This is a genomic window from Chloroflexota bacterium (genome assembly GCA_016197225.1).
GTDB lineage: Bacteria > Chloroflexota > Anaerolineae > Anaerolineales > VGOW01 > VGOW01.
Genome location: JACPWC010000088.1, coordinates 1 through 9,630, shown reverse-complemented (window position 1 = coordinate 9,630; position 9,630 = coordinate 1). Strand labels below are relative to the sequence as shown.

Sequence of the window (9,630 nt, the reverse complement as noted above, 5' to 3'; positions counted from 1 at the left end):
GTACGTGAATGTGACGATAAAATTGCTTCCGCAAAAACCTGAGCCAGTTTTATTGGCGCAGATTTTTAGCCAAGTGGCCCGTCTGGGTCGCATTCACATCGCTCAACCCTCCTTCGTCCCATCGTAATGGCGAAGGTATTGGAGAGACAAGCGGTAATTCAACGATTTGTGGTCAAAGGTCTGGCCCCGGGTCCCGGCCCTCGGCGACCTCTACCAGACGTGGAAGAAAGTGATCCCAACCCTTTGCATGGAAATCATATTGTTCGGGCGGCAACCCGTGATGCTGAAGATGGACAATCGTTCCCTTGCCGTCGGCGACGAGCGTAATTTCAACCGTAGAAGCGCCAGGGAGCAGGGGGCTGTTTTCACCCTCCCAGCCCCAGGTGAATACAATGCGGCTGTAAGGGACAATCTCGATGTATTCGCCACGCGCTACGTCGCGCCCGTTGATGTTGACGCGATAGAGTCCGCCAGGTCGCGGATCAAGTTCGGCCCGCATCCCTTTCCACCGAGCCAGCTTCACCGGATCGGTGAAAAACGAAAACACGGTTTCAGGCTTGGCGGCAATGGCAATTTTGCGCTCAAGCACGGCGCTTTTTGCTGACAGGTCCACGACTGGTTGTTCTCCGTTCTTCAGCCTCTGCGACCATTTTGAGTTGCTGGAGGTTGTCCTCCCAAAACCTCTCCAAATATGCCCGGACTTCGGCCAGGCCCTCTGGCCGGGCCTGATACAACCGTTTGGTTCCCTGCTTTCGCATAGTAACCAGCCTGGCATCCACCAAAACCTTCAAATGTTGAGAAATAGCCGGGCCGGTTATCTCAAAGTGGGAAGCAATCTCTCCAGAAGAAAGTTCCTTATTATGGATGAGCCGCAAAATGTCCCGCCGGTGGGGTTCAGCAAGTGCGTGTAAGGCAGTGTCCATTGCTTATATTTTAGTATTTACTTATGAAAGTGTCAACTTAAATCTTAAGACGATGCCGCAGTTTCTTGAGTTCTTGCGGCGCTTAGCGAGACCGACTATGATGGCCTCATGACCGACATCCTCTTCGGCCAATCCTACTACCTCCGCTTCGACCCCAAGCTGTGGGCGGCCATGCAACCTTACCCGCCGCTCGGCACACTTTATGCCGTCAGCTACGCCCGAAGCAAGGGCTACTCGGTTGCCCTCTTCGATGCCATGTTGGCCGAGTCGGAAGAAGAATGGGCCGCCGTGCTTGACAAGGTTCAGCCGCGCTTCGCCTGCATCTTTGAAGATAACTTCAATTACCTCTCCAAAATGTGCCTCCTGCGGATGCGCCAGGCCGCCTTGACCATGATTGACATAGCGAAAGCGCGCGGCTGTGTCGTCATCGTCTGCGGCGCAGACATGACCGACCACGCCAGCCTCTATCTCGAACGTGGCGCGGATTTCGTTTTGCTCGGCGAAGGCGAACTCACTCTCGGCGAACTCCTCGACTCTCTTGCTGGCCGCTCTGCCCAACCTCTCTCTCAAATCCTTGGCCTTGCCTGCCGTACGGGCGTTCAATTGAACGCCCCAACCCGCCGTCCCGACATTCACGACCTCGACTCGCTTCCCTTCCCGGCCTGGGACCTGGTGAACATCCCGCGCTATCAAAAGCTCTGGCGCGAGCGGCACGGCTACTACTCGATGAATATGGTGACGACTCGCGGCTGTCCTTACCACTGCAACTGGTGCGCCAAGCCGATCTGGGGCCAGCGTTACAACTCGCGCTCGCCCGAAAATGTGGCCGCCGAAATGAAGTGGTTGAAGGAAAACTATCAACCTGATCACCTCTGGTTTGCCGACGACATCTTCGGCCTCAAGCCCGGCTGGATCGAACGGTTCAGCCGCCTCGTCAGGGAAGCCGGCTCTGTCATTCCCTTCAAGTGCCTCCAGCGCGCCGATCTGGTCAACGAAAATGTGGCGGCGGCCCTGGCCTCTGCCGGTTGCAAAACAGTCTGGCTCGGCGCTGAGTCCGGCTCGCAGAAAATTCTGGATGCGATGGACAAGGGCGGTACTGTGCAGGATATTTATAACGCAACCCGGTTGTTGAAAGGGTCGGGTATAGAAACCGGCTTCTTCCTACAATTCGGCTACCCCGGCGAAACCTGGGGCGACATTCAACTCACCCTCAAGATGGTGCGCGAGTGCCAGCCCGACGACATCGGCATCTCGGTCAGTTACCCGCTGCCCGGCACGAAGTTCTTCGAGCGCGTCAAGCTGGAGTTGGGCGAGAAACAGAACTGGATCGACTCAAACGATCTTGCCATGCTCTATCGCGGCCCGTTTCCACAAGAGTTCTATCGCGTTCTGCACGGGCGGGTGCATCACGAGTTTCGCCTGAGGCGCGCCTGGCGTTTAGGCGACTGGCCGCGCCTGGCTCGCGCGCCTTATCATCTTCTCGGCTTGCTTCGCGCCGAAGCGCGCCTGCGCCGGATGGCCTCTGCCCATGCCTGAGTTTGAAAGCGTCAACCTGGGCTTTTCGCGCAAGGCTGAGGTGTACGACGACTACTGCGAAAACCATCCGGTGATTCGTTGGGCGCGCGGGCTGGAGCGCCAGAGTTTGATGCGGCGCGTGAGGCCCGGCGCTTCCATCCTTGAACTTAATGCCGGCACCGGTGCCGACGCCGCCTTCTTCGCCGCGCAAGGCTATCGTGTTCACGCTACCGACCTGGCCGATGGCATGATTGCGGCGATTGAGGCCAAGATCAATGCCGCCCGGTCAAACGACGGCTTCACCGTCCAACAATGTTCATTCACCGATCTGGCTGAGGTGAGGGGCGGCCCGTTCGAGGCCGTCTTCTCCAATTTCGGCGGCCTGAACTGCATCCCGGACTTGCGAGTCGTAACACGCCAACTGTCGCGCCTGCTCAAGCCGGGCGGGCACGTCGTGTGGGTCGTGATGCCGCCGATTTGCCCGTGGGAGTTGGCTCAAGTGGTTCGCGGCCACTGGCGGACGGCGGCGCGGCGGCTCAACCGCGATGGTGCTCTGGCAAACGTCGAAGGCGCGCAGGTGCGCACGTTTTATTTTCGGCCATCGCAAGTTGCCGGCGCGTTTGATTCCAGCTTTCGCTTGCTTGCTCGTCAAAGCCTTTCGCTTTTCTGCCCGCCGTCTTACATGGAAAATTTTCCGCGCCGCTTTCCCGGCTTGACTCGGCGGCTGATGACGTTGGATGAGCATTTCGGAAAACGCTGGCCGTTCAACTGTTGGGGCGATTTTCTCGTGTTCACCTTTCAATATTTGCCATATGAAGGACGTTGACTTGTACCTCCGGGTGCGCGAGAAAGAGGGGCGACTGTATTTAGATGAGCAAGTGTCTCGCCTGCCGCAAGCCCCGCCTTCGCACCCGTTGCAGGCCGAGTGGCGGGCACGCGCCGCTTCGGCTTTGCGACTGACCGCTTACTTGAATCGCCTGCCGAAGCCGCTGACGATTCTCGATCTGGGTTGCGGCAACGGCTGGCTGACTCACAAATTGGCGCAACTGCCCGCTTGCCATGCCTGGGGACTCGATGTGAACTGGTCTGAACTGAAGCAGGCGGCGCGAGTTTTTGCCAGGGGAAGCCGCCTCTCGTTTGTTTGGGCCGACGTTTTCCATTCCCCTTTTCCTCAAACAAGCTTCAATGTTATCGTCCTGGCCAGCGTTATTCAATACTTCCCAGATTTGCATGCTCTGATTGATCAACTGTTCCCTTTGTTGACTTCGCCAGGGGAGCTTCACATTTTGGACAGCCCGCTTTACTCAGAATCGGAAGTAGCCCTTGCCCGCCAGCGAACTCAAGCCTATTACACCGCGCTGGGTTTTTCGGAGATGGCGGCTTATTATCATCATCACATCAATGACTCGTTGGGCGGTTACAATCTGGAATGTCTCTATGATCCAAATGCGCCATTAGCTCGCTTGCGGCGCAAGGTCGGCGTCGCCGATTCGCCTTTTCTCTGGCTACGGTTGAGACGCACATGATCAGGCGGCTGGGGTTAAATTCGCTATGGCTCTTGCTGGCGCGAGTGGCGGTGTTAAGCTTGGCGGTTCTGTTCCACGCCCTGCTGGCCCGCCGTTTAGGCGTCGAAGTTTTCGGGCAGTACGCCCTCGTGGCGACGCTGGCCTTTCTGGGCAACGTCTTCACGACGTTTGGCACAGATACTTTGCTGATCCGCGAGACGGCACGCGCAGGCCGCATCACGCATCTGACGACGGCGGCCATCTGGCTTCAACTCGGCCTGTCGGTTTTATGGATCGGAGGCATCATGGCCGCCACCTTTGCCTGGCCTTTGCCCGGCCCGGCCCGGCCAGCCCTGAGCCTGCTTCTGCTTTCGTTGTTGCCCCTCGCCTTCTTCACCGTCCTCAGCGCGCTGGCGCGAGCGTTCGAGCGCATGAGCTTGATTCTGGCCCTGAACGTGATCGCCGCTTTGTTGCAGATAGCTGGTGCGGCGCTGTTGGTGAAGAATGAAGGCGATTTGCTGGCGTTGTGCGCCTGGCTCCTGGCCTGCCAAATGATCGTTGCCGGGCTGGCGGCAATCCTGTGCCGTATTTACATTCCCGATCTCACTTTTCATTTCGCAGTTGCGTTCTCGGATGTCGCTCACCTTTTACAAAAAGCATGGCCGCTGGCCCTGTTGACTTTCTTCGGCCTACTTTCACAACGCTTGAGCCTATTCATTCTCCAGCCGCTGGCCGGGGATGCCGCCGTCGGTTATTTTTCGGCGGCGGCCAGACTATTTGAAGGACTCAAGCTCGGGCATTATGCTCTGCTGGGCGCGCTCTTGCCGGTTGTGGCGCGGCGAGGAGCGTTGGAAACGACTCGAGCCTTTCAAATTATTTTGGCGGCCATGTCCATCCTCAGCCTGGGAATGGCGGCGGCAACCACCCTGTTTTCTGCGCCCATCATTTCCGCCGTTTATGGCTCGCGCTTTGACGCTTCGGCAACGGCCCTGGCCGTTCTCGTCTGGGCGTTGTTGCCGTACACGATCAACGCTTGTGTCTCGCTGATGCTGGTAGCAAGCGGTGGCGAGTTGGCGATTCTCAAAGGGACGGCCTTTACCCTGTTGGCCACCGCCATTTTGCAGGGCGCCTTGATTCAAAAGTTTGGCCTGGCAGGCGCGGCCTGGGGCGCGCTGGAGGCTGAATGTTTTCAGGCGCTCGTTTTTATCTGGCTCTACCAAACGACTCGACTGCCGACATCTTTCACCTCACATGACATCCGACCTGCCTGATCCCGATCAGCCGATCTTCATTGCCGCCGACTTGCTCGATCACAAGCGCGGTCTCGGTCTGTTGCCCGACGTGCCGCCGCCGGAGTCAGTCATCCTGGCCTTTCAGCGGAGCCTGGTTGATTACGTTACCCGCCGCCACCCAACAAAGAGGGTGGGGGGCTTTCACGGCGATCTGTTTTTGTTCAAACGCACTCAGGGTCGCGTCGGGTTGATGGGCAACTTCGGGCTTGGCTCGCCGGTGACGGCGGCGCTGGTGGATGAACTGGCGGCTTTTGGAGTCAAGCGTTTCCTGGTCGTTGGCCTGGCTGGCGGATTGCAACCCGAACTAGGACCCGGCGATCTTGTCCTCTGCAACCGGGCAATGCGCGGCGAAGGCGCTTCGGGACACTACTTGCCAGCCGGGCAGTGGGTGGACGGTTCTCAGGAGATGGCGCAAGGATTAGGCCGGGCGCTCGATGAGCGCGAAGCGCGTTATACCCTCGGCTCAACCTGGACGACCGACGCGCCCTTTCGCGAATTGCGCCGCGTGGCGCTGGCTCACCAGCAAGCCGGCGTTTCTACTGTTGAAATGGAAGCCGCCGCTCTGTTTGCCGTTGCTCAAGCTACGAACACATCTGCCCTGGCCGCTTTCGTGGTGGCCGACACGCTGGCAAATGGCCGCTGGCAAATGGCGGGCGATCATAAGAAGATGGAGCGCGGCTTGCAAGTTTTGTTTGACGCCGTGTTGGATTATCTGGCCGCCAGGCAAGCATGACGCCTGTAATTGTCGTCTCGGCCTACAACCGGCCTCAGGCTCTGGCGCGTCTCCTCGCCTCCCTGCAAAAGGCGGCTTACCCGGCGAAGGCGCGGCCACGTTTGATCATCTCAATTGATCGTGGCGACGATCCATTAAATCGGCAAGTCTTTGAAACGGCTGAGTCGTTCCGCTGGGAGCATGGCTCAAAAGAAATCATCCGCCACGATCAACATTTGGGCCTTGTTCAGCACTTCTTGTTTTGTGGCAGGCAGACTCAACAACACGAGGCCGTTATCTATCTCGAAGACGATCTGGTTGTTTCGCCGATGTTTTTTCATTATGCTACTCAGGCGCTAAGTTTTTACGACGACGAGCGGATCGGCGGCGTTTCGCTTTACGCCTTGTGGTTCAACGGCTACACCCATCATCCTTTCCTGCCGCTGGCCGACGGCAGTGACGCCTTCTTTCTGCAAATTCCTTACACGCAAGGCCAGGCCTGGACGCGGGCGCAATGGAAACGGTTCGAGGGGTGGCAGGCGCGCGGCCACCTGCGCCCTGCGCCTGGCGACGACTTGCACGATCTCTGGTTCAGCTTTGCCGCCGACGAGTGGTTCCCGACGCTGACCAAATATCTGGTCGAGACCGGGCAATTCTATGCTTACCCTCGCGTCTCTCAGGCCACCGGCTTCGGCGATGCCGGCTCGCATTTTTCGTCGGCGTCCCTCTATTTTCAAACGCCTTTGCAATACTTCCGGGAAACTTATCAGTTCAAACCTTTGGCTGATTCGGTTGCTGTTTACGACTCGTTCTACGAAATCTTTCCCAACCGGCTCAATCGGCTGACGGATGCCTTGAGCGGTTTCGAGTACGACGTTGACTTGAATGCCACCAAAGCCCGGCACCACCTCAAAGCTGAGTACGCGCTCACAACCCGCCTCAGCCGGGCCAGCCGCCTCTCGTTTGGCCGAACTATGTGGCCGCCGGAGGCCAACGTCATCGAAGCTGTGCCGGGCAGGGGGATCGGCCTGTGCCGCAAAGACGATTTGCGCTGGGACTGGCTGGCTGACCTCGACACCCGCAAACGAAACCACGACTATTTCACCCGCGGCCGTCGCTTAAGCCGCCGACTGCGCTTGCAGTTTGCGTTGCTCGACGCGCTTCGTCGCCTGGGCTGGCGGTAGCTTGCCAGCCAAATTTCCTGATTGCAAATATTGGCGTTTTCGCTAAACTTAGCGCATTCAACTTATAGGAGACCCTCATGTTCAACTACCCACTCAACTTCTCGTTCAAGATCATTGCTTTCAACCCGCAGGTCAAAGTGACCGACGCCTCTGGACAAACCGTGCTGTACGTCAAGCAAAAGGCGCTGGCCCTGAAAGAAGATGTCAAAATCTTCGCCGACGAAGGCCAGACCCGCCAGTTATATCAACTGAAAGCCAACAAAATCATTGACTGGTCGGCGACGTACAACATCACCTCCGCTGCCGGTCAGGCCGCCGGCTCGGTGAAGCGCCAGGGCGCTCGCTCGCTGTGGAAGGCGACTTACAACATTGTGGACGCGGCTGGCAACGAAGTTGGCTCGATTCACGAAGAGAATCCCTGGATGAAGGTGCTGGACGCCTTTGTCAGTGATATTCCATTTTTGGGCATGTTTATCAACCCTGCCTATCTGGTTGATCTGCGTGGCCAGACGGTCTTGCGCCTGCAAAAGCAACCGGCGTTTTTGGAGGGCAAGTTTGTAGTAGAGAAGCGAGGCGAGATTCCTGAAGCAGACGAAGGACTGTTGCTGTCCAGCGTGGTTATGACCCTAATGTTGGAGCGGTCGCGCGGCTAGATTCAGGGAAATTCTCAAGGTTTCAAAAGGCGCAGGTTGCCCACCCAGGAGGCGAGCAACCTGCGTTTTTTCGTTAAAAATGCTTGACAGTCAGGCCCGAAATATGTTATCTTTCTGTTACTTAGTTGGTTGCCCCAATAAACTAACTCGATAAAAAATGCCAAAAAGCTTCAAGACTGGCGACCAGTCCCTTGTACGCGAGTTCAATCGCGCAATTTTGTTGAACTTGTTACGGACACACTCGCCTCAATCCCGCGCTGACCTGGCGGCAACAACCGGGCTGAACAAAACGACCGTGTCCAGCCTGGTGGCCGAGTTGATCTCTGCCGGGCTGGCGCGAGAGATCGGCCAGGCCATCTCGGCGGGCGGTCGGCCGGCGGTTTTGCTTGAACTCAACCCGGACGCCGGTTACATCATCGGCGCTGAACTCGGCGTGTGGTTCATCAAAATCGTCCTCACCGACTTTCGAGCCACCGTTTTGTGGCGGCAACAGATTCCCCTCCAACCGGGCGAGGACTCCGAAACGGCTGTGAATCAACTGATTGACTTGGCTCGCGAAGCTGTCGAAATCGCCGAACAGGCCGGCCAAAAGGTCTTTGGCATGGGCCTGGGCATGCATGGCCTGGTGGATGTGCGCTCTGGCACCTTGTTGTTTGGCCCGAACTTTGGCTGGCGCGACACTCCCGTTCGCCGCCGCCTCGAGGAAGTTTTTCCCTTTCCCATCTTTGCTGATAACGACGCCAAGGCCTCGGCGATTGGCGAGCACTATTTTGGCGTTGCCCAGCACGTGGACAATTTTATATATGTGATCGCCAACGTCGGCCTGGGCGCGGGAATCTGGCTGGGCGGGCAAATCTATCGAGGGGCAACCGGCTCTGCCGGGGAGGTGGGTCACACCACTATCCTTCCCGACGGCTTGCTTTGCAAGTGCGGCAACCACGGCTGTTGGGAAACATTGGTAAGCCAACAGGCCTTGATGGATCGCCTGCAGGCGGCGGTAGCGGCGGGCAGCCCTACGTGTTTGCCTTTAAGAGACGGCAGGCTGACGGATTTGACTATACCCATAATTGTCGAGGCGGCCAAATCGGGCGATGCCCTGGTCTTGCAGGTTCTTGAGGAGACGGGTCGGTATCTTGGCATCGGCATTGCCAATCTGATCAACACCTTTAATCCATCTGTAGTCGTATTCGGCGGCACGCTTAGCCAGGCGGCTGAATTTCTCCTGCCGTCCATCCAGCAGGTGGTGGCTGAACGATCCATGCCCTGGCCCCGAGCGGCGGTTCAAATTCTGGTGGCGGCCCATCGTTTTGATAGTTGTGTGATGGGCGGCGTGGCGCTGGTGCTGCACGACATGCTCAGTCATCCCCGCCTCGACGCGCCCATCCATCACCGTTCCTCGAACCGGAAATCTTTGCCAAAGGAGGTGAGGCCCAACCCCAACACTTTACTCAAACCCACGTTACCCTAACCGATACTTTTAGTTTATTTTCTCTAATGGAGGAGAAACATGTCTTACTCAAAACATTGGCTCATTAAGGTATTGAGCCTTCTCACTGTTGGCGCTTTGGCGCTTGCCGCTTGCGGCGGCCCCGCCACAACCCAGGCTCCAGCCGCCACCGACGTCCCGGTAGCCACTCAGCCTCCCACAACCAAACTGGGCGTCGGCATCGTATTGCCGACGAAGGACGAGCCGCGCTGGTTGCAGGACGAAGCTCGCTTCAAGGACGCACTCGTCGCGGCCGGCTACGAGGTAGAGATTCTGTTCAGCCAGGGTGATTCGGCTAAAGAGAAAGCGAATGTTGAGGCCTTGATCGCCAAGGGCATCAAGGTGCTCATCATCACCCCG

The 9,630-nt window shown here is 57.7% G+C and carries 11 protein-coding genes; 9 read left to right on the top strand and 2 right to left on the bottom strand.

Features of this window, described 5'->3' with window-relative positions; translation table 11 throughout:
• Window positions 1-172: 172 nt before the first annotated feature.
• Window positions 173-607 (bottom strand): SRPBCC domain-containing protein, encoded by a 435-nt coding sequence (locus tag HYZ49_15670; protein MBI3243723.1) that lies wholly within the window; start codon window positions 605-607, stop codon window positions 173-175.
• Entirely contained in the window at window positions 582-923 is a 342-nt protein-coding gene (locus HYZ49_15665) for a winged helix-turn-helix transcriptional regulator (GenBank protein ID MBI3243722.1), read from the bottom strand. The genes HYZ49_15670 and HYZ49_15665 overlap by 26 nt, the downstream gene beginning before the upstream one ends.
• Before the next feature lie 108 nt (window positions 924-1,031).
• Here HYZ49_15665 and HYZ49_15660 point away from each other — a divergent pair, with 108 nt between their 5' ends.
• From HYZ49_15660 to HYZ49_15620, 9 genes are all read left to right on the top strand, one after another.
• On the top strand, window positions 1,032-2,459 hold the full coding sequence (locus tag HYZ49_15660) for a B12-binding domain-containing radical SAM protein (GenBank protein ID MBI3243721.1): 1,428 nt from the start codon (window positions 1,032-1,034) through the stop codon (window positions 2,457-2,459).
• Window positions 2,452-3,264, top strand: coding sequence for a class I SAM-dependent methyltransferase (locus HYZ49_15655; GenBank protein MBI3243720.1), 813 nt, complete (start codon window positions 2,452-2,454; stop codon window positions 3,262-3,264). The genes HYZ49_15660 and HYZ49_15655 overlap by 8 nt, the downstream gene beginning before the upstream one ends.
• Complete coding sequence (locus HYZ49_15650) at window positions 3,251-3,964, top strand: methyltransferase domain-containing protein (protein MBI3243719.1); 714 nt, start codon at window positions 3,251-3,253, stop codon at window positions 3,962-3,964. Before HYZ49_15655 ends, HYZ49_15650 begins: the two co-directional genes overlap by 14 nt.
• Window positions 3,961-5,214: an oligosaccharide flippase family protein gene (locus tag HYZ49_15645; GenBank protein MBI3243718.1), complete on the top strand. Its 1,254-nt coding sequence runs from the start codon at window positions 3,961-3,963 to the stop codon at window positions 5,212-5,214. The genes HYZ49_15650 and HYZ49_15645 overlap by 4 nt, the downstream gene beginning before the upstream one ends.
• Window positions 5,195-5,968, top strand: a complete 774-nt coding sequence (locus HYZ49_15640; GenBank protein MBI3243717.1) for a nucleoside phosphorylase — start codon at window positions 5,195-5,197, stop codon at window positions 5,966-5,968. Before HYZ49_15645 ends, HYZ49_15640 begins: the two co-directional genes overlap by 20 nt.
• The gene (locus HYZ49_15635) at window positions 5,965-7,131 is read left to right on the top strand and encodes a glycosyltransferase (GenBank protein MBI3243716.1); all 1,167 of its coding nucleotides are present in this window, start codon (window positions 5,965-5,967) and stop codon (window positions 7,129-7,131) included. Before HYZ49_15640 ends, HYZ49_15635 begins: the two co-directional genes overlap by 4 nt.
• A gap of 77 nt (window positions 7,132-7,208) precedes the next feature.
• Window positions 7,209-7,784: a hypothetical protein gene (locus HYZ49_15630; GenBank protein MBI3243715.1), complete on the top strand. Its 576-nt coding sequence runs from the start codon at window positions 7,209-7,211 to the stop codon at window positions 7,782-7,784.
• Window positions 7,785-7,941: 157 nt separating this feature from the next.
• The gene (locus HYZ49_15625) at window positions 7,942-9,252 is read left to right on the top strand and encodes an ROK family transcriptional regulator (protein ID MBI3243714.1); all 1,311 of its coding nucleotides are present in this window, start codon (window positions 7,942-7,944) and stop codon (window positions 9,250-9,252) included.
• A 39-nt stretch (window positions 9,253-9,291) separates the two neighbouring features.
• Window positions 9,292-9,630, top strand: a 339-nt coding sequence (locus HYZ49_15620; protein ID MBI3243713.1) for a substrate-binding domain-containing protein, incomplete at its 3' end; no start/stop codon positions are given.

Bases quoted from the DNA above. Each gene is read 5' to 3' on its own strand.
- HYZ49_15645 (MBI3243718.1), top strand. From the start codon at position 3,961: ATGATCAGGCGGCTGGGGTTAAATTCGCTATGGCTCTTGCTGGCGCGA.
- HYZ49_15630 (MBI3243715.1), top strand. From the start codon at position 7,209: ATGTTCAACTACCCACTCAACTTCTCGTTCAAGATCATTGCTTTCAAC.
- HYZ49_15660 (MBI3243721.1), top strand. From the start codon at position 1,032: ATGACCGACATCCTCTTCGGCCAATCCTACTACCTCCGCTTCGACCCC.
- HYZ49_15665 (MBI3243722.1), bottom strand. From the start codon at position 923: ATGGACACTGCCTTACACGCACTTGCTGAACCCCACCGGCGGGACATT.
- HYZ49_15640 (MBI3243717.1), top strand. From the start codon at position 5,195: ATGACATCCGACCTGCCTGATCCCGATCAGCCGATCTTCATTGCCGCC.
- HYZ49_15635 (MBI3243716.1), top strand. From the start codon at position 5,965: ATGACGCCTGTAATTGTCGTCTCGGCCTACAACCGGCCTCAGGCTCTG.
- HYZ49_15655 (MBI3243720.1), top strand. From the start codon at position 2,452: ATGCCTGAGTTTGAAAGCGTCAACCTGGGCTTTTCGCGCAAGGCTGAG.
- HYZ49_15650 (MBI3243719.1), top strand. From the start codon at position 3,251: ATGAAGGACGTTGACTTGTACCTCCGGGTGCGCGAGAAAGAGGGGCGA.
- HYZ49_15625 (MBI3243714.1), top strand. From the start codon at position 7,942: ATGCCAAAAAGCTTCAAGACTGGCGACCAGTCCCTTGTACGCGAGTTC.